Below are 24,924 nucleotides of genomic sequence, written 5' to 3' on the forward strand. Positions count from 1 at the left end.
CTCAGGAAAAGTGCTGCTTCCTAGTAAGAAAACCTTCATTACACTAAGATGTTGACTTCTTTTTCCTATATTTGACTTCATTATATTGGTATGATAACTTACATTAATACCAATATAAACAAAGCGGGTTTCTGCTTGTCCTACTACTTCTAAAATTCTTCTTATGAATATTTTAAACGGCGGAGTTGGTCAAACTATCAAGTTAAATGGCAAGACGTTATCTTATTTTGCCGGAAACAACTACCTGGGACTTGCCAATGACCCGACACTTGTAAATGACGCCATTGATGCTCTCAGAAAATATGGGGTAAACTTCGCTGCTTCCCGGCAAACGACTGGTACATCGGATATTCACCTGGAACTGGAAAAAACGCTGGCTGAATTCAAATCTCAGCAAGATGCAGTTGTGTTTGCCTCCGGATACATGGGAAATAAAATTCTGCTTCATGTGCTAAAGGAGCGCTACGATTCCATCTTCGTCGATTCAATGGCTCATTCCAGCATCACAGACGGTATTCCACGAGACGTTTCATGTATGGAATATTATGAGCATGCCAATCCCAACCACCTGGAGAAATTATTGAAATCTTCGTCTAAAAAGAAGCCCTTAATCATAACCGATGGTGTATTTGCCCTTACGGGAGAAATCGCTCCAGTCGACCAGCTCTATTTGTTGGCGCAAAAGTACGGAGCGCTAATGGTTGTAGATGATGCTCATGCGACCGGCGTTCTCGGAGAAAATGGCCGGGGTACGCCAGAGCACTTCCACCTGGACCAAGCACCGGGCCTGTTTCAAAGTGAAACCATGAGCAAAGCGATAGGCTCTTATGGCGGTTTTATTTCCGGTAGCAAAGACCTCATTGACAACATCCGGAAGAAATCAACTTTCTACGGCGCTTCCACCGCCTTGCCTCCGCCAATCGTTGCTGCCGGGTTATCTTCAGTAAAGCTAATCATGAGTCGCCCCGAACTGCGAACCCGACTGATGGAAAACACCAGAATTCTCCGCAAGGGAATTGAAGAACTGGCGTTTTCGACAACGAAAGGAATAACGCCTATTATTCCTCTTTATTTTAACGAAAAGCAAACTGCGAATACTTTATCTCAATACCTCGAAGAAAACGGAATTGTTGCGCCGGCAGTCGATTACCCGGTAAAAACAAGCCAGTTCATTGTGCGAATCACCGTATCAAGCACGCATACCGAAGAACAAATTCATCATCTTTTACACACATTAAAAGAATGGAGAGAAAAAATATGACACCCACGACGATCAAAGAGGTTTTCATCGAAACCATCAACATCCCGCTGGATGCACCTTTTACAATAGCTACCGGAGTGAAATACGAAATGGAAAATGTGCTCATCATCGTGCGCCTCGAAAACGGCATGGAAGGTTATGGAGAAGCGGCTCCATTGGAACCGGTAAACGGAGAAAACCAGGCTACTGCGCTGGCCACGCTCAACAGTTGTCAAAACTTCCTTATCGGGAAAGATGTGGCCGATTTCCGGCAAATATCAAAACACCTGAAAAGTGTGTATGATGTCCAGGTAACCGCTCGCAGCGCCATCGAAATGGCTTTGATCGATGCTTTTACTAAATCGCTGAATACGCCGCTGTATACTTTTCTGGGCAAAGCCGAAAACAAAATTGAAACCGACTATACCATCGATATCGTATCACCGGAAACAGCCCGGAAAAATGCTGCCAAACTCGCCGGCAAAGGATACAATACGCTAAAAACAAAAGTTGGTAAGAACCTGGTGGAAGATATCGACCGGTTACTGGCGATAAAAGACGGCGCGCCGAATTGCCGCCTCATGTTGGATGCCAACCAGGGATATTCTCCCGCCGATGCAGTTTACTTTCTTGGCGAACTGAAGAAGAACAATATACGGCCCGAACTATTTGAGCAACCAGTGAGGAAGGATGATTTGCGTGGAATGAAGTTCGTCAAAGACCACACATCGGTACCCATTGCTGCAGACGAATCGGTCTTTACCGCAACCGATGCTATTAAAGTGGTTCAGGCTGGTTGCGCCGATTTGATCAATATCAAGCTGATGAAATCAGGAATCGTCGAAGCTTTGGATATTGCTGCCATTGCCCGTAGTGCCAACATGGAACTGATGATTGGCTGCATGATCGAATCGCGGCTGGGACTGGGATGTGCAGTACATTTGGCTGCCGGACTGGGCGGCTTCCGCTTTGTTGACCTGGACCCACATTTGGAACCGGAACAAGATCCATTTATCGGTGGCCCGGAATTTTCGGAACCGGTTTATGCTCTCTCATATGAAATACCAGGAATAGGTGTAGCAAAGAAGTAACAACAGGTATAAAAAAGCTGGTTGGCTGAAGTTTTTTCTTCATGCCCAACCAGCTTTTATCTCTTATCAATTCGAGAATTAAAGCAGCTCTTTTACCACTTTCAATGCCGAATCGTAATCAGGTTCATTCGTAATTTCAGAAACGAATTCCACGTATTTTACGGTTCCGTCTTTGTCAATGATAACTGTTCCACGGGCCAACAGGCGTAGCTCTTTAATCAGATATCCGTATTTGATACCAAAGTCTGTATCGCGGTGATCCGACAGGGTTACGATGTTATCCAATCCTTCCGCTCCGCAAAAGCGCTTCTGAGCAAAAGGTAAATCGCAGGATACCGACAGAACAACGGCATCGCCCAACTTGTCTGCTTCGGCATTAAAGCGACGGTTTTGTGCAGCACAAACACCGGTATCGATGGAAGGATAAACGGCGATTACCACCACTTTCCCTGCATAATCACTTAATTTAACCGGATTCAAATCGGCTCCTATAACGGTAAATTCAGGTGCCTTCTGTCCAACTTTTATTTCATCTCCAACAAGTGTCACCGGATTTCCGGCAAACGTAACTTTTTCAGCGTTTTCTTTCATGTGTATTGATTATTTTGATTTTCACACGATCCCGATTAAACCGGGAACATTCTTTAATTCATTATTCTTTATGATACTTCAAAGTACCACTAGATAAACCGAAATTAATTCAAAATGTTCGACGTGAAAAATGCATCCGGGTTAAGTTTGTTCGTTTATACCCGCAAATCCACATAATTATACAAATAAGAAGAAAAGATGAAACGAGAAATCGCCGTTTATCAGCCTTATTCCTTTCATACTTAGCCCTGATAGACTAACTTTACTGAGAAACCAGAATCTATATTCAATGAAGACAAAAAAGTTTGCGGTAGTTCTAGCCGGTTCCGGTGTTTTTGACGGTGCCGAAATCCATGAATCCACGTTAACGATGCTTTCGATTGCCAAAGCCGGCGGAACCTATCAATGTTTTGCTCCGGACAAGGAACAGGCCCAGGTTGTTAATCACCTTACCGGTGAGGAAATGCCGGAAAAACGTAATGTTTTGGTGGAAGCAGCACGAATTGCCCGGGGCGACATCAAACCATTAACCGAGTTCTCGCCCGACGATTTCGACGCGATTGTTTTTCCCGGAGGATTCGGAGTAGCCAAAAACCTTTGCACTTTTGCATTCGATGGTCCGGAGTGTAGTGTGGATCCGGAAGTTGAAAAAGTCATCAAAGCTTCTGTCGACAAAGGCCTCGCTATCGGAGCAATCTGTATCTCGCCGGTTTTGATGGCACGTGTCCTACCCGAAGTTGACGTCACGATTGGCGAAGACCAGGAAACGGCTGAAGCTATCAGTAAAATGGGAGGTGCCCACCACATCACCGACCACGGGGAAATCATTATCGACGAAAAGTACAAACTGGTCACAACTCCCTGCTACATGCTCGATGCAACGATTGTGCAAATAGCCGAAGGAACCGATAATATTGTGAAGGAGTTGATTTATATGATTGAAAATTCCTGAAAACATTGGATGAAATGACAAAAGAGAGATGCAATTTGAAACGGCATCTCTCTTTTGTCATGCTATTATTTTCTACAACGTCAGAACTGGTAACGGACTCCAAGTCCCAGATTAAAATCAAAATTATCTCCATGATTTACCAATCCCAGTTCCGGTCTCATATCCAATCCAAGTTGCAAGCCAAAAGGCCATGCATATTCAATACCGACATTTCCGGCTGCAGCCAGATAAAATCCACTGCTACCACTTCCGGTATAACTGTTTTTGTAATCCCATGAGCCAACTTTAACACCCGGACCGGCATACCAGTTGAAACCATCGCCCAAAGGCCATACCCACTGGTAAATTCCGGTGAGTCCCCAGGCAGTATAGTCGCTGTGCGAAATCAACCCCAAATCAAATTCCAGTCGATTCAAATCAGATAATCCGTGCTGGTAGGACACTTCAGTGCCAAAACCATTTCCGCCTCCAAAACGCAAACCAATTGCATGGTCCTTTACAACCTGCGCATTAGCCGACATGGTTAGTCCTGCAATGAATAATGCAGATAAAAGAAATAACTTTTTCATGTGTTTACAGTTTAATTTCAATTGATTTGTGAAGACACTATCTTGCTCTTTTTCTTTACCAATTAATAACGGTTTAGGCCTTGTTTTGTTTGCTTCGCAGGTAATTTCAACGATTTCGTTATTTTTAAATCCGGATTGCCTTTTTTATCAATTGGCTTAATCGTAACTTATGAATCGCTCGAAACTAACCATTTATCTGACAACCACTGTCTTATTCCTGTCTTCGGCAAGATTGAGTGCTCAAACAACTCCTGAGGTAAAAAATAAGTTCAGGATAGGTGCCGGCGCACTATTCGAGCGGAGTTTCGACCGGCGCGGTCCCTACCTGATGGCTGATTACACGCGGGAGATCAGTCCGGTGATTGGAATTTCACCCGGTATCTGGTTTGCTTACCGACATTCGGCCTGGAAAAATGTGACGACATACTGGCGTTCAACCTTCGACAGTAAAGATCTTCGGGTAGTGCCACGGGTCAATCTTGTTGTTACTCCCCTACCGGGAAAATTCTCCCGTTTGCATTTGCAGACAGGTATTCTGGCCGAAGTGCTCTTCTCCAAATTCCATTCGACTAACGAAAATGATTTGATGCAACGAACCAGTGACTATCTGGAAGAATCGACCAAATTGCGCCCCGGCTTCAATGGCGGATTACACGTTGACGTCGTTCAGATTAAACAACGTTGGCTCGGCATCGATGCAGAGATTATCTACGAATATTCCGGCTACAATCCCCGAATTGATGCCATGAATCTCGCTGTTTACTATACTTTCTGAGCTATTATTTCTTACAGATTAATCTCCTGACTTCCTGAATGCAACTGAATTTCTTTTCCGTTCCAACGGAAAACACCGGTAAGATTCGCCGGCAAAACAATCTGCCCGGTAATTCCGTCTTTCCCCGTCCGATGCAAATCAAATTCAATCATTCCGTCCGGATGAGGGAATTTACCTTTGATAAACTGCAACGGACCCAACGCCGGCTCGATTTTCACTGTTTGAAAGCCGGGTGAAGCCGGCTCGATACCAGCGACCGTCGCCAGCAAGTCATAATCAGGACTCGCACTCCAGGCGTGACAGTCGGAGCGCGTTGGGTCGGGCTTCTCTGCAAAGGTGGTTAAGCCTTTTGCTAACATGTCGCGCCAAAGACCAAGCGTATTCAGGTATTCATCAGCCAAACCTGCTTTCTTCATCGCCCGCGTCAAATAAAACCGAAAATACATGGTCGGCTGAATCAGCGAAGTGTTGTTCATCATTTTTCGAACAAAACCATTCGCATCGCCTTTTTCAATTGCTCCGGTCAGTACAGCGAATATGTTGGTATGCATGCTGAACTCTTTCTTTTCCGGCGTATCTGCAAAATATCCCCGCGATTCGTCCCAACAGTTTTTGCGGACTGCTTTCACAAGATTATCCGCTAATTTCTGATACTCCTGAGAAAGGCAAGTGTCATTGAATTGTTTGAAAATTTTGGCGGCGTGTTGTGCGCTGTAGGCAAACTGCAACGTCAACATGGCACTTTGGCCAGAAAAACCACCGGCCGGCATTCCTCCCATCTGCGACTCGCTGCTCCAGCCCCATTCTTTGGCCCAGTCGACAAAGTTCCAATATTCAACTTTTCCCAATAAACCGGTTTTCGGATCGATGCGTTGTTCAAACCAATGCATCACATTCTCGACTCCCCAAAGATTGCTTCGAACAAAAGCCGGATCGTTGCGGAGCATCCGGTAATCATTCACCATATCCACCCAAAACAGTGAGTACGGTGGAATAACTTGCGGCAAATATGACGGGTAGCGGCTTCTTGTCAGGCCTTCTGAAAAGCGGGAATCATTAAACAGTTGAATCGCTTTGCGCATTAGCCGGTCATCACCCGACACATACAACGAAATCAGAGCTTGTATCCTCGTGTCGCCTACATACTGCAATTGTTCGTAATACGGACAGTCGAAATAGGTTTCGTTGGCACACAAACGCGCTGTTCGCCAACCAACGTTCCAGATTTGTTTCAATGTCGAATCGCTGGAGGCAAATGCTGCTTTTTCGACCAGCGGGTAGGCGGTAAACATTCCGTAATAATCGCCGACGGTTAACGGTTCGTCACCTGTTTGAATATCCATCCGGATATAACGGTAGGTCCGAAACCACAACGGCCGGAACATGCAATTCGTTCCGCCATCGGGAAGAAAAACATCGGTATAGCCAAGTAACTTTTTCCCTTTAATATCATCGCGGTTGCCTTTTTGCCCATTTACATTAAACAGCGCTTCTGCATAGCTGACTTTAATAGTCGCTCCTTTTCCATTTGTTACAAACAACTGAGGATAAGCCGTCGTCAAAACACCGTTGTCAATCAAAATCGAAACTTTGTGATTAGCCGGAATGGTTAAAGGGGCCTTTCCCTGAAGCCAATTATCCGGGACACTTATGCCCTCACTTCTCCTCACCGATTTCATTCGCTCCTGTTTCTTTTCCATGAATGGAATTTCCCGCGGAGTCAATGTCCAGGAAGTTTCCGTTCCGATTCCTTTCGGTTGACCATTGTTCATTTGGCTGGCCTGTTTCCAATCCGAATCGTCGTAATCGATTTTTTCCCAACCCCAGGGATATTGGGAACCGTCAACCACATCGGTCGGACCAACGACAATATACGCGTGGAGCAGTCTCCCCGGATCTTCTCCCGGACTATATGCCTCATCCTGCATCACTTTCCACGACGAATTAGTATTCACCATCTCCTCTTTCGAGGAATTTCCTTGCAGAATGAATCCTGTCATCAGCGAAAACTGCGCTACCGGTCTTTTTAGTGCAAAGTTCCAGACTTCGGCAGCCAAAACATTTTTTCCTTTCCTGAGATAAGGAGCTATATCGACCGACTCAAAACGCCAATGCTCGATGTCTCCTCTCGATGGACCTTCGCAAACGGGGGTTCCATTAACAAAAAAGCGATACCGGTTATCGCCGGAAATATTTACAATAAACCTACCGGGAACATCTGCTAAATCGAAACTCTTCCGGAAGTGATAGACGCCATATTCCACTGGCGAAGCTGTCGGATGACTTATCCAACGTGCACTCCATGGCCGATTTAATAAGGAAGGATTAATCTCATTCAGGGCAACTTCCTGACTGAATCCAGTCGTGCATAAACTGGTCCAAATCAGGAACGTCAGAATCCATTTCATAGGTTATGATATTTTGGTGTTTAATAGTTTACGGTATCAAACAGCTACTTCTTTTTGTCCCCACTCACTATTTTGGTGTATTTGAAATAGTAAAGCTGTTTCATTCCCCTCAGCCAGGCTGGCGGTTGATGAATGCCTGTATTGCTGACATCGATTAGTTTCAGTTTTTTACAATTGGAAAGTGTATAGGGTAATTCCGTCAAGTTCGGATTATCATTCAGATAGAGTTCTTCGAGGTTTTCACATAACTCAAGCACCTTATTCACCGATCGCAAATCATTATCCCGCAACGACAACGTCCGGAGATTCTTCATTGCAGTAATGTTATTGGGAATTTCCGTTAGATTATTGTGATCGAGAATCAGTACCCGAATGCTCGGTGAAAGTGCCTGAACAGGAAAACTGTGCAATCCCTCCCAACTCAAATCCAGAATATAGTGATTGGTACCATATTGCGCGTCACCATAAAAAACACCGGGACGTTTCTCCTGTCCAAAAGCAACCAAGGTTGCCAGACTTAATATCACCGTAAAAAATAATTTCATCCTCTTCATCATTGATAGATTTTAGCCGAATCGTTTGAGATTACCCGAGAACTAATCCAATGGCAAAAGGTACAAAAAAGGATTGAAAAAGGCCGTAAATAAAGGGATTTTACTAATTGGGAATAATGACAGAAGCAAATAAAAAAACCATGGTTTCCATTCTGGTTGAAGGCGGAATACCATGGTTAGATCGTACACATCATTTTAATGACTACTTGTACTTTCAATCATCAAAAAATAAATCAACAACGCTTAATTAATCGTGGATAACAGGATAACAAAGGCTATTTTAAAAGGTTCACCATTCGGTGAAAAACTCAAAAATATTTTCGCGATAGCCCACAACGTTATTTCCAACACCTTCGTGGAATCCCACTTTTTCCCGGAAGGATTGAATTGTATTATCTTTGCTTCCGGTCGAAATTGAAAAAAGAGCAAATGATTACAGTTTTACTCTTAATGGTTGCCGGTATCTTGGCCGGACTGTGGTTGGGGAAATTTCCATCGATAATGAAAGTCAACGACAGACTCATATCGTGGGCCATCTATCTGTTGTTGTTTTTACTCGGTGTCAGTGTTGGGACGAATGAAAAAGTCATTCAAAGCCTCGATTCCATTGGCCTGCAAGCGCTTCTTCTAACTGTTGGTGCATTGGCTGGAAGTATCGCCACAGGATGGATAATTTACCGTGCATTTTTTCACCTCGATAACAACTAGACCATGAAAGGCAGTCTTATCATTCTTTCTTTCTTCGCTCTGGGAGTTATTTTGGGTGTTACAGATTCACTTCCCGAGTTTCTGCTAAAAACCGATTTCAGCATGTATGCATTGTACATTCTGATGTTTCTGGTGGGAATTGGCATTGGCGCCGACCGTAAATCGTGGAAGGTTATCCAAACCATCAATATAAAAATCTTCCTGGTGCCGCTGGGAGTCATGGTAGGAACAGCCATCGGGGTTACGATTGTTTCGCTGTTTCTTCCCAACTTAACTATCAGAGAAGCTATGGCCGTTGGTGCCGGCTACGGCTATTACAGCCTGTCCAGTATTTTCATTACACAAATGCATGGCGAAACACTTGGCGTGATGGCCTTGCTTTCAAATATCATCCGCGAAGTAGCTACGTTGTTGCTGACACCTTTGCTTGTCAAGTATTTTGGAAAACTGGCCGGCATTATGAGCGGTGGCGCTACTGCAATGGATACAACCTTGCCAATTATTACCCGCTATTCAGGAAAAGATTATGCAATCATATCGCTTTTCAGCGGAATTGCTTTGACGATATTGGTGCCGGTAATCATTACATTCATTCTGCACACCAGCCTGTAAGTTTTGGAGAATTAAACGTCGGAGAACTGTTTGTCGGCCAACTGACGTGAACCGGCCAATGGCAAGGTAAAGTAGAATACCGAGCCTTTTCCCTGCTGACTATCGACAGCAATGTTTCCGCTATTGGCTTCCACAAATTCACGGCAGAGATTCAGGCCCAGACCAGAGCCTTTCTCCTTGTTTGTTCCATAGGTCGTGAAATAGGTTTCTTTATCGAATAACTTGGGAATATTTTCTTTCGGAATACCAACGCCGGTATCTCTTACAGCTACCTTAATATTCTGGTCATTCTGCTCTATTTCCAGAATAATGCGGCCACCTGACGGCGTAAATTTAATGGCGTTGCTGAGCAGGTTTCGCAGTACCAGATTTATCATATCCGCATCGCAATACGAGAGCACAGCGCCTTCCATTTTAATTTCCATGTCGATGCCTTTTACTTTTGCATCCGCCTTAATCAAATCGAGTGAATCCTCAACTAATTCGCTCAGGTCAACCACTCCGTGATTGGGTGTTATTCTTCCCTGTTGCGAACGAGACCAATAGAGCAGATTCTCCAGCAAATTGTGTGTGTCGCAGGTTTTGTCGCGCAGCACTTTCATCACATCGAAGAGCTCTTTCCTGTCAGTGAACTCATCTTCCAGAACCATATCGAAAATCGAGCGCATATTGGCGATCGGCCCCCTCAGGTCGTGACCAATAACTGAGAAAAGTTTGTCTTTGGTTTGGTTCAGTTCCTCGAGCGTATTTTTTTGCATCGCCAGCTTTTCATTTTGCCGGGCAATCTCAGTATTCTGTTGCGTAATTTTCTCGTTATCCAAACGCTTCTGAACGTACGCGTAAATAATCAATCCGGCAACGAGAAGGATAGAAATAGTTAGTCCCAGCAACGTATTTCCCAACAGTTTTTGCCTTTCCAATTTAGCTTGCTGAAGTTCAATCAGCTGCTCTTTCTTCTGAGTCTCGTATTTGGTCTGCAACTCGGCAATTTGCTGCGACTTCGCAAGACTGATAACTGAGTCACTGTACGACTTGTACTTTTCATGATAATAAAGCGCTTCTTTATAGTTCTCCAAACCGGCATATGCCTTCGACAAATTCTTGTAAATCCGGGCTACTTCGTTACTCACGCCCATGTCACCAACAATCTTGAGAGCAGCCGAATAATAATTAATTGCTTTTTCGTAGGAACCTACTTTTTCAAGAATAACGCCAATATTATTGATACACTGAGAAATCCGGCTGTGATCGTTCATCTCTTTGAATAAGGACATTGCCTGAAGAGTATGTTCAAATGCTTTCGGCATTTCGCCCTGCTTTTGAAGAATGACCCCAATGTTTAACAAGCAGTTGGCAACACCTCGTTGATTATCTAATTCATCGTATACGTTAAGGGCCCGGGTATAATACTGTTTGGCATTTAGCAGTTTGTGCCGTTTCGACGAGATAACTCCCATGTTAACCAAACTGGTTGCCAGCTTGTCTTTGAATCCATTTTTTTCAGCTAAATCCAGGGCGCGCTTATTATAGTCTTCAGCTTCGTTTATCAATCCAATGGTGATGTAAGCACTGGCAATGTTGGTTAAAGTCGTTATCAGCGGATGGATAATGTGATGTGTATCGTAGTAATTCAGTGCTGCCTGGTAATTCTGCAGTGCTTTTACATATTGTCCTTTTCGGTGAAAAATAAGTCCGATGTTATTGTGTGCATGTGCCGCACCACGCTCATCACCAATTTTTTCGTAAATCGCTAAAGCCGCTTCATATGAGGACATTGCCTGACTTAATTCGCCGTCCTGCTGATACAGAATACCGTAGTACTGCCTGGCATCGGCAATTCCTTTTTCGTAACCTACACGCGTGGCATAACTCAAAATTCCGGGAAGCTGCAACCTAACTGTCTGCGGATCGGAATAAAGATTTTCATCACACGAATTCAATAACATGTCAATCTTATCCCGGTCGGTCAGTGCTGATTTATCCGTCAGCTCGGGCAAATCTTTTTTTGCATCGCCGTCGGCATAAAGCTTCTCTCCTCCCAATATCAGGAAGAGGAACATCAACATTCCTGTTAATAGGTTCACCTTCATTGCTCTAACATTTAATCCTGCTCTCTATCAAATGGTTACCTGTTGAGCGGTAAGAATTTATGGAAGATGGGCAGTCCGATCTTCTCAAATTTAATAATAATTAACAGAAAATAAACGCCTGACAACAAAGCAAAAAAAGCCGCTGAAGTTGTTACGACTAATCAGCGGCTGTATCATGTTAACATTTTTCTCTATCGATGGAAAGACTCACTAATGAATTTCAGTCCGGCAGGTAATCCGGTACGCCAGTATGTCCAACTGTGCGAGCCGTCGCGAACGCGGTATTCGTGCGGAATTTTCAAATCGCGCAATAATACGTGCAGCGCTGAATTTCCTTTATACAGGAAATCGTCGTCGCCGCAATCGATGTAATACCTTACCGAGCGAAGTTTTTCAGCCGGAATATCTTTAGCCAGATGCAGCGGACTATGCTCAATCCAGTTTTTACTGATACGCGCCTGGCCTTCCAGGTTTTTTCCAAAGATATCGCCAAAGAACATGGTGTAATTCTTATCGGGCATATTTACAATCTCCTTATCGGTGAAGGTTCCGGAAGAGAACGCGACACACGAAGAAAACAGATCATTATACTTCATGGCATACATCAGAGCTCCATAGCCGCCCATCGATAGTCCTGCAACCGCTCTGAATTCCTTTTTGGAGCGAATTCGGTACTGCGATTCGATAAACGGGATAAACTCTTTGATGAACATATCCTCATACGGGTCTTTTCCCTGATAGTCGTTGCAATACCACGTCACTTTGGCATCCGGCATAACGATGATCATCGGCGAACACGAACCGCTGTCAATGGCTTCGTCAGCTATCCGATTTACCTCGCCAAACTGAATCCAGCCGGTTTCGTCATCGGAGTATCCATGTAAAAGATAAAGAACCGGATAATCCCGTTGTGAATCATCATAGCCCGGCGGCAGGTAAATGGAATATTTCACATCACGGTTCAGGAGGTCACTTTTCATCGAGAGACTCTCCACTACAGTGCCTTGCTGAGCAAATGCTGCAACCTGAAATGCCAGCAACACCAGTAATAGCAACAACTTCTTCATTGATTATGATTTAATTTTAGTTTATGATGCCTGAAATTATTGTCTCCTTTACAGAGGACGCACCCGCATATAATCGAGCATGGCCTTGTTGACTTCTCCATTCATATTTTCATTGAAATCTTCCAGCGAAAGCGTCAACGTATTTTTGCCGGCTTTCAATTCTACCTGAATCGGATTGCTCCAGCCCCAGTTCGACCATTCGTCTTTTCCTCGTTGCGCGAAAACCGCTACACCTGCAAAATGATTATCGACGTTTACCGAACGAATAGCACATTTATTATCGGTATTATCCGGTCCGGAACCGTTTGAATACCTGAAATCGATGGTATATTTTCCGGTGTGGTTTACGGTAAAGTGAAAAACCAGTTTCCGGTTTTTACTTTTCGTTAGCTCTACAAAACCATTTCCGCTGTAACCATGATAGTCAAGCGATGATTTTGATGCGACTGCTTCGGCCTCAACTTTAACTACCCTTCGCGGCGAAATTACGTCGACCGGATGGCTCAAAAATGAGTTGTCCGCCTTTCCGCGCGTTTCTACCTGGTATTCTGCCAACCGCGTTGTTAATGGAATTCGCACGGAAGTATCACTAACCATCTGGAAGAATTTACCATTCCGATAAACGGTGTAGCTATCTGCTCCTTTTACCGGTCGCCAGGTGAGATACTCTCCGTTCAGTTTCACCTGCGTTGGTGCAGCCGGTGAAAACCGATTGGTAACGAGATTGATGCGTCCCTCATGTTGAATCTTATTGTTCATCTCGATGACAACCTGATGCTTCCCACTCAGGTTTCCCGGCAGGAAATGCTCTTTGCTATCTTTTCCATCGATGGAAAAATGGCTGATTTCGTCGCCAAAACCTTTGACTTTAATGGAAAGATCCATATTCCTGTAGCGGAAATTCGACACTTCGAAATTTCCCCGGTAGGCTTTGGGAACAACGGGAGTAAACTTTATCCCGTCTACCTGAAAATTCATTCCCAGGAAAATACGGTAAACCGTCGCCAGATTGCCGGCAATGCTCCACAGCTGTCGGTTAGAATTAACCTGTGTATCTCTGAAATCACCATTTCCGGCCACCATATTTTCTTTGTTGGTCAGGAAAAGCGCTGCCGGCCTGTAAAGTGCTGCAAGGCCCTGCTCTACCCCAGCCATATTCCCGAAACGGGCATTCGCCCAGTTCCAGTAAGCTTGGACAAACGGCCAGATGCTGTTGTTGTGGTACGGAGGAATTCCGGGTATTTGCGGGTAAATCGTTGGGACTCCATACTCAACAACAGGAGTTTTTTCTAAAATAGACCGCACCCGGGCCGTATCAGCTACTCCAAACAGAACGGATAATGCTTCCCCGAGCGCTTCACTTCTGGTCGAAAGTGAGAAATTATTCCGACCATAAAGATACTGGCCATAATATCCTCTTTCAGGAATCCATAGTTGGCTATTCATATCCGCTTTGATGGAATCAGCCAGCTGCCCATAGTGATTCGTTGTATCACCCATCATCGTTGCCATGCGGGAAAGAAGCGTCAGCGTATGATAGTGCACTGCATTGGTTCCGAGACATCGCGACTGGGAAATGTCCACACCATTCATCCAAATAGGATAAGTCTGTTTGCGCCAATCGAGAAATGAAGATTCGCCCATCATCAGATGATTCCGGTTATTCAACAAAGTTTTAATATCATCGTCAACGCTGTTCTTAATAATCGGATAAATCGTTTTCAGCCATTCCTGATCACCAGTCACTTTATAAATTTCCCATGCAGCTGTTGCCCAAATGCTCCGATCGGAAGACACAGGCCACGCACCTCCTGTTCCGGTGTCCTGAATAATCCGGCCGTTTTTGACTTTTCGCATCAAACTGGTTTTAGCTACTTCTGGCTCGAGATAGGCATACGCCAAAATAATACTGTAACTCACATCGCGCGTCCAGACGCCCGGCCACGATTCACCGGTCCGGAAAGTCCCGTCAGACTCGATATCCTTTACCGTCTCGTCGAGCGACAGGTTATACATGGCATCGACCAGGGGAATATCGGAATGCAACTGAGGATATCCGGAAATATCATTTTCAAGACTCCATTTCTTTGCCGTAAAATTTTCCGGTTCGTAAGGATTCATTACTACCGTGATGGTGTAGATACCGTCGCCATCCGGGTCGGTTAGTTGAAATTGCTTCCGTGTTGCCAGATTATCAAAATCCCAGCTTAACGGAGACAAATTTCCGGCAATAAAAATCCCTTTAAAATCATCCTTGTAAATGCGACTACCATTCGAAAATTCATGAAATCCTTTCTCGTTGAAATCCTTCATCAGGTTTCGCGCATCGAGCCTGATTTCCATTTTGGTGTTGGCAGACAAATTACCTGTTGGATTCGATTGCGTCTCATCCTTGCCTTTCTGGCCAAATTCAATCATGGGCAGCTTAACCACGCCTTTTTTGTCGGGAGTCAACAAAAAAGTATGGTTCACCCCTACCGGCAACTCGTTATCTTTTCCGTTTACCGCAAACTTGAATTCAATGAAATTAGGGAAATTCTCATTGGCCGGGCTCTGGTAATCGGATGTCATTTTCGTAGGCGAAATAACTTTAGCCTTGTACTTGCCCTGTACGACGCGATTACCGTAAACTTTATAATTCTCTGCTTTATAAAGCAGCCTGTTTCCCCGATGACAGCCCGCCAGCAAAATCATCGTGATAAAAAGCAAAAACCCCTTTTTCACAACGCTATTTTTTCTTCGTTATAATTACACCATTTTTTCGGTAATAACCTAATCACAAAGGTAATGAACACCAACAATCAAAAAGAAGAGCGGGACAAGAATATTTTCGGGAATTCAACCATTAAAACAGACAGCAAAAAATAAGGGAACTGCTGCCTGCAATTCCCTTCCTCTTTTAACCAAGCCTGACCAAAATGTATGAAAAAATTTTTTTCCTCTCTTTACTTACAAAGATGGTCGATAAAGGTGTTAAGCCGATAAAAGTTTTCCTAAAATTCCTTAAAACAGCTACTTCTCCTTATCCTCAAAGAAGGCTTCCTTGCCGGGATAGTTCATCGATTCCTTTGCCTTTTCAACCGGAAAAAGGAAATACCTGATGGTACCTTCACTGCCAACCTTTCCCTCGTGATTGATAATTTGTGCATGAATGGTAGCCAACCTCCGGTTCTGGTCTACCAATTTCGCCTTCAACGTGATTTCCCCCTGATCAATCAGCACCGGTTGCTGATACTTTACTTCCATCGATGCGGTGACACCGGCTGTTCCACATTGCGTGTAAACCACCCAGCTGGCAATTTCGTCCAGCATGGTTGCCTGAATTCCACCATGCAGAACATTGAGGTAGCCCTCATACTTCTTTTCAGGAATCCATTTCGACATCACTTCACCTTCTTCCACTTCGTGAAAGTGCATCTTCAAACCAATCGGGTTGCTCGGTGAACAGCCGAAACAATGGTATTCGCCGGAAGTATCCTTCGCGTATGGGTTGACAATTTTTTTCATATCTGTATCATGAGTTTTATTTTAACGTTCAATTTTTTGTAGGAAATTCAATCAACTTCCACCAGTTTATTTTCCTGAATATACCATACGTATCCCTTCGTTTGGGTGTATCCCATTTTACGAATATCCGTCAGATAGCCTGCTACTTGTTTCCGGTTCTTTTCATTCTCGCTTCCGGTCTTATAATCAACTACGACCAACTGGTTCTCTTTCATCATTACCCTGTCGGGACGATGGGTCCGCTCTTTGCCCCTAAGGATATCGCGCTCGGCAAGAACTTTCCAACTACCATCAAACCACGAATGAACGACATCGTCTTCCAGCTTCTCAGTAATCTCACTTTTTAGTTGCTCCAATTCGGCTTGTTCGATCTTTCCTTCGAACAACATCCGATTCAACGCTTTGTCTATATCTTTTGCCGTGATGATGTTTTCAAAAATCTCGTGCATCAATTGCCCATAGTTCACTTTCTCCAACTTATTACTGGGCTTTATTTCAAAGTAATCCTGGCTGTGTAACCGGATTTTCAAACTATCGCCTTTTCCGCCTAACTGAAAATTAGTTAGTGCGAACGAATCTGTAGTTGACTTCTCCTGTGTGGATGGTTGGAGTGCTCCTAACTCGAAAGACTTGCTTTCCATGTTCCAAAAATCGGTAATATCGATGTAGTGTTGCCGGTCTTCCGAATCGAGCAACGGCGGGTTTTCGAAAATACGCTGCAGTAGTCCTGACATCGAATTCCCCACTCCTTTCGTTAGTTTGGGATTATACGCTCCATAAACAACCAAAACATTTCTGGGACGGGTAAACGCCACATAAAGCAAATTGAGGTTGTCGACCGCACTATACAACATCTCGGTAAAGTACTCTTCTGCAAACAAAGAATTGGTCAGATTCTTTTTATACTTCACCGGAACGAGTGCCAGTTCGTTCAAGGGCTCACTTTTAGGTTTACACCACAAATGCGGAGCGTGCTTAGGGTCGGGATAAACCGGCCAGTCACAAAACGGAATGAAAACCACGGGGAACTCCAGTCCCTTCGATTTATGAATCGTCAAAACCCGAATGGCATTCTGCTCTTCCGCTACACTAATCGTTTTACTAACCCCGGTACTCTCCCACCAATCGATAAATGAGTTGATATCGGCAGATTCAGTCCGTGTATAATCCAGCAAAATATCAAGGAAAGCCTGTAAATAGGGCCATTCTCCTGAAATAGCATTCAAACGAAACTCACGAATCAATCTCTCGGCCAGGTTGTACAGCGGCAATCCCCTCAGTTCATTCTTCAAAGCAACGCTTTCTTCATCTCCCAGCCAGGGCTTAAACAGTGCCGGCATGTTATTCATGTAATCGAAATACCAATCAGCCATATCATCCTGATTCGAATTGGACGCTCCGAATAAATCCAGCTGTGGTTTTCCTTCGTTTTTCAACAATGCCTGCTCTTGTTGAGACATAGAAGGAAGCAGATAATAGAAAAATTCGTGTATCATCTCCGCTTCCCGAATTTTATTTTTCGGCCCGGCCAGAATATGAAAATAATTCAAAACGAACTTCACGGTAGCAGCATTGCCTACAAACAGAGAGTCATTTGAAATTACGTCGTAACTGTAAGATGTATCAGGATTGGCCAGCTTTTTTTCCAGCAAAGCCCGGGCTATTTCTGCACCTTCCCTTTTATTCCGGACGAGGATAGCCATATCGCCGGGCTCATAGCCAAGCTCCTGCATTTTCTCAATGTCCGAAATCGTTTTTTCGATGGCCATTTGCCGAAAATCTTCCTTGTTTCCTTCATTCTCCATTAAGTCGATGCGCACATATCCGTCATCACCTTTACTTCTGGCGCACTTCTGAAAATGATCGGCGTAGGCTTTAGCTATCAAATTTTCAAAATCTCCTTTACTCTCAAGAATATTACCAGCAGATTCCAGTTGAGTGTTAACATCCTCCTGCAGAAATTCAGCGGCCTGCCGAAAGACAATGTTATTAAAGTCGATAACATTTTTGGTGCTTCGCCAGTTGGTGTCAAGTGTTACTTTATCGAGCCCATAGTGTCTAAAATCGTGTTCCAACTGATTAGCCAGAAGATTCCAGTCACCATTTCGCCAACGGTAAATTGACTGCTTCACATCGCCCACCACCATATTCTGTCCGCCTTCCGCCAGGGAGTTCTCCACCAGCGGATTCAGGTTATGCCATTGCATTCGCGACGTATCCTGGAATTCGTCAAGCATAAAATGCTGGTAAACCGAGCCCATCTTCTCATAAACAAAGGGTGTATCGCTACCTGCTATTACCTTGTTCAATAACTGAGCAGTATCACTCAATATGAGAATATTTTTTTCCAGCGATATTTCTTTGACTTTGGAAGCCAAATCGGTTAAAACACCTAATGTATACAGGTTGGGAAGAACGGCGTTTGCCGATTCCACTTTTGGAAACTCATCCCTATAATATTGCAAAGCTTCTTTCAGCAGACTGTTCAATCCTTCATCATAAGCAGCATCGATGGCATTCTTCACCGCCGACTCTGTCGTTTTGGTCGACCAATCATCCAGATTGTCAACGGCCTTTAAGACCCGCGCACCAGGTTCGTATTTCCCTTCCGTTAATTTTGGAAAATAAGAAGCAAATGAAGTTTTGCCATATTTGAAGGACTCCGGCCTCAAACTATGACGGGTCATCAAAGCGATCCCTTTCCGGCCGATGTCTGCCATTCGCTCATCAAACTCCTCGGTGATCTTCTTTAGCTTCTTTCCATAATCAGCCAAAAATTCCTTGTCTTCCATTCGGGTAATCAGTTCTTCATCGAATGTTCGGAACGCTTCACCGAAGATTTCACTTCCCCTCTCGAGAATATGCTGTTTAAAATTCCAGTTCTGACCGACTTGCAGTGTCTGATCGGCAAAATCAAGGAACCACTCCCGAAGCAGTTCGTTATCATCAATACCGAGAAACAAACGTTCCACCGCTTCTTCTAAAATTGCCCGGTGATCCAATTCGGTTCGAAACGAGGCATGCAGCCTGATTTCCCGTGTAAAAGCGCGTACTACCCGCTGAAAGAAACTATCGATGGTGCTGACAGAAAAACGCGAGTAATCATGCAAAACCGATTTTAAGATTTGATTAGCGTTTTTTCGAATAGCTTCTTCCGTCTTTCCGGAAACAGTCGTCAACGTATCCAGGTGCTGCGAAGGTTGTCCGCTAGCCAGCAGATAGAGTTCACTAAGTATCCTCCCCTTCATTTCGGCCGTAGCTTTATTGGTAAACGTTACGGCCAAAATATGCCGGTACGCTGTCGGTTCCTGAAAAATGAGCTTCAGATATTCGCGTGTTATCTGAAACGTTTTTCCTGAACCGGCCGAAGCTTTATATATTTTCAAATTAGACATTATCTCAATAGAATTTTGCTTCATCTAAGTATTCAAACTGTCCTCAAAACCATTATTCTTCATGAAGAATGACAACTTTTAGTTCTCTTCTGTAAAAGTAGAAAACATCTCCTAAAAATTTTTTTACACTTCTCCCATTTATCCATTTTAGGACTACTCATTTCTCTGCAAACCGCGAAACAACTGAGGTTATGACTACTGAACTTATTTAATTGTATCCAACAGCTAACGTATTAAATCTTGCTTTTTGCTAAATCGAGTCATAATTACATAATTTTTGACATTATGGTACGTTATTAAAGGCAAAGGGTAATTCTGAATTACCAAAAAAATGTTATGTTAGCAAGCTCAAAATTCGAGAAGTTTCGCAGTTTGACTAACCCAATTCACAAATACGGAAGCATGAAAATCCTAAATTCTGAGAAAGTAACTTACTTGTTGTTGTTCGGGTTACTTCTATTTTTCACCCCCGGTATCACTGTGGCTCAAAATGTTTCAGTAAGTGATGAACCTCATAGTCCGGACTCAACAGCAGTTCTGGATATTTATTCCAATACCAAAGGTCTGCTTATCCCCCGTGTAGACCTGGTTGCTCCCGATGATCCGGTTGTTGGAACAAAACCGACAGGATTGTTAGTTTGGAACAAAACAGCTTCGGCGCTTTACCCCAACATTGGTTTATATTATTGGGATGCTGCTGCTGCTGATTGGAAAAGTATTTCGTCGACGGAATATGTTCCTCAGACTTCCGCTCATTACATCGGAAGCGCGACATCGTATGACAGCGCCGATTCTATTTTGGATAAAAGCTTATACGATATAGACGTTCTTTTCCAGGCGATAGCCCAACAACCCGGTACCAATGCCAATTATATGGTAAATATTATTGCAACCCGACAGGGAGCCGGATTAAACGAAACCGACGGTGCTTATCTTAATCATCCGACTGCTACCTATATTTCGACAGCAACTTCACTGAATGAAGCAGATTCACTGTTGGATAATCAATTGACTACGGTTACCAATTCCACCGCGACAAACAGTGCAGCCCTTGTCAACTTAAACACACGGGTTACAAACAATACAAATGCGATTGCAACTAATACATCCGATATTTCAAATCTAAGCCCACAAGTTGCAAATAACACTTCTGATATTTCAAATTTAAGTACACAGGTTACAACCAACACATCTGATATTTCGAACCTGCAGACACAGGTCAGCAATCTTGCTTCTAATACATCTACACAAACTGAAATAGACGCGGTTGAAGCCGGAGCCGGTTTAAATGCCGACGGAACCTATTCAGCTAACAGTGGCGCAACTTATATTGGAACTGCCACAAGTTTGAACAACGCTGATAATCTGTTGGACCAGGCTATCAGCTCAGTAATGGCGGATGTCCAAACCAACAATCAGAATGTATCACAACTCTCTCAAGATGTAGCTAATGTACAGCAACAGGCTACAAACATTCAAGCCGAGTTGGATAATACTCAAGTCGGCGCTGGATTAGGAACTGACGGCAGCTATACTGCCAACGCCGGAACTAACGTTATCACCAGTGCAACGGACCTGAATAACGCTGACGTTTTGCTCGATCAGGCTGTAACAGCAGTTACTACAACAGCTCAAACCAATCAGTCTAATATTTCTAGTTTGGACACTCGTGTACAGACATTGGAAAACAATTCGGTTTCCAGTGCTGATTTCGGCGCTGCCGGTACCGTTGAAGCGAATAAGGCGATCGTTGCAGGAAGTGACAAGTCCGTTAGCGGCTTTAACAAAATATCTACAGATGGTAAAGTGACGGTCGGAGCAACAACTCAGCCTGAAGCATCAGCCATTATGGAAGTAAATTCCACTACTCAGGGTTTTCTTCCTCCACGAATGACGCTGGCACAGATTGACGCCATAGCATCACCCGCTGAAGGTTTGATGGTTTACTGTACTTCACTGCATCAACCGCTTTATTACAACGGTTCTCACTGGATGACCTATACCGGCAGACCTGCCGAAATCAAAGTTGGAAATAAGCTGGAAGGTGGTATTATCTTCTATATCAACAACTCGACCAATGAGGTTTATGTTGTCGCAGAACAGGTATTTAATGGCCTTGAATGGGGACCGATCGACCAGATGATTGGTGCAACTAGCATTGACGGATCATCCAATACATCACTGATCAATACAGCTCTGGCAAGTAATACCACCTATGCTGCACCATTCTGTGCAAGCTATACGTACGAACTAAAAACTGATTGGTATCTGCCATCTCAAGAGGAAATGGCTTTATTGTATGCAGCACAAGCCCAATTGCCTTCAGGATTTATCCAGTCTGCGTATTACTGGACTTCAACAGAAGTTGATGCATCTAAAGCCGTAGCATTCGATGGTTCAACCGGAACAGCTATCACTGCAGGTCAATTGAAATCAAGCAAATACCAGTTTTACGCAATCCGGAAATTCGTTATTCAGTAATGAGTCGACTCATCTACATAACACTCCTCTTTGCCTGTTCACTTCTTGTGAGAACACAAGCAGATGCACAGCAAGCTGTTTTTCATAACAGTGGTGCACAGATTGTGATTACCAAAGGCGCTGACGTGAATATACAGGGTTCCATGCTTAGTGAGCCGTCCAATAATATCGCTCCCAAAATTCAGTTAAACGGAAATCTCAGCATTTCGGGTGACATCATTAATCATTCCGACAATCTGTTCCGTATATCCGAAGGATACCTGATTTTGACGGGAACTGGAACACAGGTTATCAGCAGCAATTCATCCAACCCGTTTCTGGTATACAACCTGGAGCTTAACGGAACAGGGACAACGCTTCTGCAAACCAATGTTCGTATTATCAACGATTTGAATTTTCAACAAGGATATCTCGATGTCGGTGACCAGGATTTAGTCCTTTACTCCAATGCGGTTACTTCCGGAACACCGGGAGATCAGTCAATGATCATCACTTCGGGAACCGGGCGAATGATTAAAAGTTTGACGCAGCAAGAGGATATTACTTTCCCGGTAGGAAGTACATCAAAAGGCGTGCATTATTCTCCGGTAGATGTTGCCTGGGAATCGGGTACTTTTTACAGCAGTAGCATTGTTATGCTTTCGGTTAAACCGGAAAAACTGGACGCTAATACCAGTCCGCAAAACTACTTGGAAAAATACTGGGATGTGCAGGTAAGCGGAGTAGATAATCCAAAAGCCGACCTCACATTTCACTATGCACCGGAAGAAGTTTTTGGTGATTCAACTCAAATTTACGCCATGCGCTTTTTTGAGAATAACGGACAAATGTGGCCACGCTTCGATGGTGAGCTCAATCCAGTGACACACAGTTTCACCTTCACGACCAGTGATTTTGGGAAATTCACCGCCGGCGATTTGGGTACATCTGACTTCTCCGATGTGATTGTTTTCCCGAACCCAAATAATGGCGCATTCTCCATTAAAGTCATTGCTCCGGCCGAAGGAATGATGGATATGCAATTCACCAACATGGCTGGTCAGCTATTATACTCCGGCCAAATCGATCAGGGTATTCATGAGTACGACTTTACCAACTCGCCCAAGGGAGTGTATTTTGTGAAGATTTTCTTCTCGAATAAAATTGTTACACGTAAAATCGTCATACGATAATAAGAGACTTGTTTTATCGAATAAAAAGGCAAATATTCAAGAAAGAAAGGGTGATTTCCACTGGAAATCACCCTTTTTCTATGATGTATTTTCTGATTTATCCTTTCGATTCAGGCAGAGTCTCAGTTCTTTCTCCCTGGACTTCTGGATTGCTGTTTGCAACCTTATGACTGAAATCAATATAGCTTAATTATTAATTATCATCGTACACTCCGTGGAACTCACCAGAAATGGAACGTAAGCGAACACCGTTTTTATATCCTACTACAAAGGCATCTTTTATCTTCGTATCCCTTCGGATGCGTTTCTTGAAAGCCTCAGCCTCCGGATAAGTATCGAAGGTTCCCAACGTAAATTTCAGGTAACCGTCCTGCTCTTCGCTCTTGATTGGCTCCGTCAAATGAAGAATTCTTGCCAATTCTTCGGCAGTGTAATGATATTGGGCAAAAGCGCCAACCTGGACAGCAAAACGATAAACAGCATCTTTATATAAATGACCACTTATTTTTACATTATCGTCGCCGGTGCGGTAAAAGCCGAAATGCCCATCAATCTGTTGAGCCCCGTTATAATCTTTCAGCGGAAGAATCTTATAGCTCAACATCATGGTTGAACCTTTGGGCAATTGCGGATAATCGACATGAATATCTGTTTTGGTGTAACTCTTTGTCGAATCATCCCAGGCATATATGCCTTTTGGCAGTGGAATATTCAACATTCCCGGCGTACTCAAATCACCTTTCTGAATTTTGATATCCAAATGATATTCGTGTCCGGGTAAGAGTTTCTTCTCCGAATTCACAGCGAGTGGAACCTCCTTCAAACCAAATTTCTTATCTAAATCAAGCATATCCTCGGCTGTCTTCTCTCCTCTTCTCTTTCCGAATTTGTATACAATACCGACTTCACCGACCAGGTAATTTGGATTTCTCAACCACTTGTAATCTTTATCGTTTCCACCTTCATAATACTGAGAATCCAGTCCGCGCCAGGATGCTCCCAAACGGAATCCCATGTGATGCGTCAGGTTATAATCGAACAGCAAACCAACCTGATACGAAATCTTGTATTTATCCTTAGGCTTAACAATGTTTGGAGAAGGCTCGAATAAATTGACGCCACCTCCTACTTTGCCATAAAACGCATATCGCTTTTGCGAAACATCTTTGGCCTGCAGGTTGGTAAAATTGATTAATCCGTTCAGATTGATATCGTGATAGTAAGAATAATCATTGCCAATTGCACGGGCAAAACCAAACTCATATTCAGTTTCGATAGAAAATACATCATTTATTTTCCGTTGAATCCCTGCTCCCACAAACGGAGTGATTTCATTAAAATAGGCATTGAAGTAAGGATCCAATTCATTATTTATCGCTTTAAAATAATTGGTGGCTCCTCCGTTAATGTAAAAAGACCAGGGTTGACTGATATGATACTTTTCTGGTTTTGCCTGCGTACTGTCCTGCTCCTGGGCAGCCGCACCGACAGAAACAGAAATCAATAAAAGCATCATCGTGGCACGAAGTAATCCCGGCAGAGTAAAGTGTCTTCTCATTTTTATCAAGGTTAGTTGCAATAACAACGTAAAATGGTTTCTTCTCAATATTTATTAAGGGTCTGAACCAAATTTAAAAAATTTGAACCCCATTTCTTAATTTAATGAAAAATATTATCAACAAATACAAGCGACTTATCACGTTTCAGGAAAG

Annotated in this window: 18 protein-coding genes; 8 read left to right on the top strand and 10 right to left on the bottom strand. The window is 43.6% G+C overall.

From position 1 onward, the window contains the following. Positions 1–163: 163 nt before the first annotated feature. Both AC060N_RS11410 and AC060N_RS11415 read left to right on the top strand, forming a co-directional pair. Positions 164–1,261, top strand: a complete 1,098-nt coding sequence (locus AC060N_RS11410) for an aminotransferase class I/II-fold pyridoxal phosphate-dependent enzyme (protein WP_479523911.1) — start codon at positions 164–166, stop codon at positions 1,259–1,261. Beyond that, positions 1,243–2,331, top strand: a complete 1,089-nt coding sequence (locus AC060N_RS11415) for a dipeptide epimerase (RefSeq protein ID WP_479523912.1) — start codon at positions 1,243–1,245, stop codon at positions 2,329–2,331. The genes AC060N_RS11410 and AC060N_RS11415 overlap by 19 nt, the downstream gene beginning before the upstream one ends. 78 nt (positions 2,332–2,409) lie before the next feature. Here AC060N_RS11415 and tpx read toward each other — a convergent pair whose 3' ends face one another. After that, positions 2,410–2,922 carry a thiol peroxidase gene (gene tpx, locus AC060N_RS11420; RefSeq protein ID WP_479523913.1) on the bottom strand — a complete coding sequence of 171 codons (513 nt, stop codon included), beginning with the start codon at positions 2,920–2,922 and terminating at the stop codon, positions 2,410–2,412. Positions 2,923–3,211: 289 nt separating this feature from the next. Between tpx and elbB the strand changes: the two genes are divergently transcribed. Then, complete coding sequence (gene elbB / locus AC060N_RS11425) at positions 3,212–3,874, top strand: isoprenoid biosynthesis glyoxalase ElbB (RefSeq protein WP_479523914.1); 663 nt, start codon at positions 3,212–3,214, stop codon at positions 3,872–3,874. Positions 3,875–3,954: 80 nt separating this feature from the next. On the opposite strand, the gene AC060N_RS11430 is transcribed toward elbB, so the two are convergent. Continuing rightward, positions 3,955–4,443: a hypothetical protein gene (locus AC060N_RS11430; protein ID WP_479523915.1), complete on the bottom strand. Its 489-nt coding sequence runs from the start codon at positions 4,441–4,443 to the stop codon at positions 3,955–3,957. 169 nt (positions 4,444–4,612) lie between these two features. Here AC060N_RS11430 and AC060N_RS11435 point away from each other — a divergent pair, with 169 nt between their 5' ends. Then, complete coding sequence (locus AC060N_RS11435; RefSeq protein ID WP_479523916.1) at positions 4,613–5,218, top strand: hypothetical protein; 606 nt, start codon at positions 4,613–4,615, stop codon at positions 5,216–5,218. Positions 5,219–5,229: 11 nt separating this feature from the next. Here AC060N_RS11435 and AC060N_RS11440 read toward each other — a convergent pair whose 3' ends face one another. Both AC060N_RS11440 and AC060N_RS11445 read right to left on the bottom strand, forming a co-directional pair. Further along, positions 5,230–7,626, bottom strand: coding sequence for an alpha-L-rhamnosidase-related protein (locus AC060N_RS11440; protein WP_479523917.1), 2,397 nt, complete (start codon positions 7,624–7,626; stop codon positions 5,230–5,232). Positions 7,627–7,670: 44 nt separating this feature from the next. Continuing rightward, entirely contained in the window at positions 7,671–8,171 is a 501-nt protein-coding gene (locus tag AC060N_RS11445; RefSeq protein WP_479523918.1) for a hypothetical protein, read from the bottom strand. Between the two features lie 438 nt (positions 8,172–8,609). Here AC060N_RS11445 and AC060N_RS11450 point away from each other — a divergent pair, with 438 nt between their 5' ends. Together AC060N_RS11450 and AC060N_RS11455 are read left to right on the top strand one after the other, a co-directional pair. Continuing rightward, the gene (locus AC060N_RS11450) at positions 8,610–8,888 is read left to right on the top strand and encodes a LysO family transporter (protein ID WP_479523919.1); all 279 of its coding nucleotides are present in this window, start codon (positions 8,610–8,612) and stop codon (positions 8,886–8,888) included. Between the two features lie 3 nt (positions 8,889–8,891). Further along, positions 8,892–9,500: a LysO family transporter gene (locus tag AC060N_RS11455; RefSeq protein ID WP_479523920.1), complete on the top strand. Its 609-nt coding sequence runs from the start codon at positions 8,892–8,894 to the stop codon at positions 9,498–9,500. A gap of 11 nt (positions 9,501–9,511) precedes the next feature. Here the strand turns inward: AC060N_RS11455 and AC060N_RS11460 are convergent, their stop codons facing one another. From AC060N_RS11460 to AC060N_RS11480, 5 genes are all read right to left on the bottom strand, one after another. Next, the gene (locus tag AC060N_RS11460) at positions 9,512–11,590 is read right to left on the bottom strand and encodes a tetratricopeptide repeat-containing sensor histidine kinase (protein WP_479523921.1); all 2,079 of its coding nucleotides are present in this window, start codon (positions 11,588–11,590) and stop codon (positions 9,512–9,514) included. A gap of 191 nt (positions 11,591–11,781) precedes the next feature. Beyond that, positions 11,782–12,657 carry an alpha/beta hydrolase gene (locus AC060N_RS11465; RefSeq protein ID WP_479523922.1) on the bottom strand — a complete coding sequence of 292 codons (876 nt, stop codon included), beginning with the start codon at positions 12,655–12,657 and terminating at the stop codon, positions 11,782–11,784. Between the two features lie 48 nt (positions 12,658–12,705). Next, positions 12,706–15,381 carry an alpha-L-rhamnosidase-related protein gene (locus tag AC060N_RS11470; RefSeq protein ID WP_479523923.1) on the bottom strand — a complete coding sequence of 892 codons (2,676 nt, stop codon included), beginning with the start codon at positions 15,379–15,381 and terminating at the stop codon, positions 12,706–12,708. Between the two features lie 288 nt (positions 15,382–15,669). Then, positions 15,670–16,164, bottom strand: coding sequence for a PaaI family thioesterase (locus AC060N_RS11475; protein ID WP_479523924.1), 495 nt, complete (start codon positions 16,162–16,164; stop codon positions 15,670–15,672). A gap of 47 nt (positions 16,165–16,211) precedes the next feature. After that, a complete protein-coding gene (locus tag AC060N_RS11480; RefSeq protein WP_479523925.1) occupies positions 16,212–19,559 on the bottom strand; it encodes a UvrD-helicase domain-containing protein in 3,348 nt (1,115 codons plus the stop codon). A 402-nt stretch (positions 19,560–19,961) separates the two neighbouring features. Here AC060N_RS11480 and AC060N_RS11485 point away from each other — a divergent pair, with 402 nt between their 5' ends. Together AC060N_RS11485 and AC060N_RS11490 are read left to right on the top strand one after the other, a co-directional pair. Further along, positions 19,962–22,040, top strand: a complete 2,079-nt coding sequence (locus AC060N_RS11485) for an autotransporter outer membrane beta-barrel domain-containing protein (protein ID WP_479523926.1) — start codon at positions 19,962–19,964, stop codon at positions 22,038–22,040. Next, positions 22,040–23,212: a T9SS type A sorting domain-containing protein gene (locus tag AC060N_RS11490; RefSeq protein WP_479523927.1), complete on the top strand. Its 1,173-nt coding sequence runs from the start codon at positions 22,040–22,042 to the stop codon at positions 23,210–23,212. Before AC060N_RS11485 ends, AC060N_RS11490 begins: the two co-directional genes overlap by 1 nt. A 193-nt stretch (positions 23,213–23,405) precedes the next feature. Here the strand turns inward: AC060N_RS11490 and AC060N_RS11495 are convergent, their stop codons facing one another. After that, entirely contained in the window at positions 23,406–24,770 is a 1,365-nt protein-coding gene (locus AC060N_RS11495) for an SPOR domain-containing protein (RefSeq protein ID WP_479523928.1), read from the bottom strand. Between the last annotated feature and the right edge of the window lie 154 nt (positions 24,771–24,924).

The organism is Prolixibacter sp. DSM 2831, assembly GCF_056493735.1.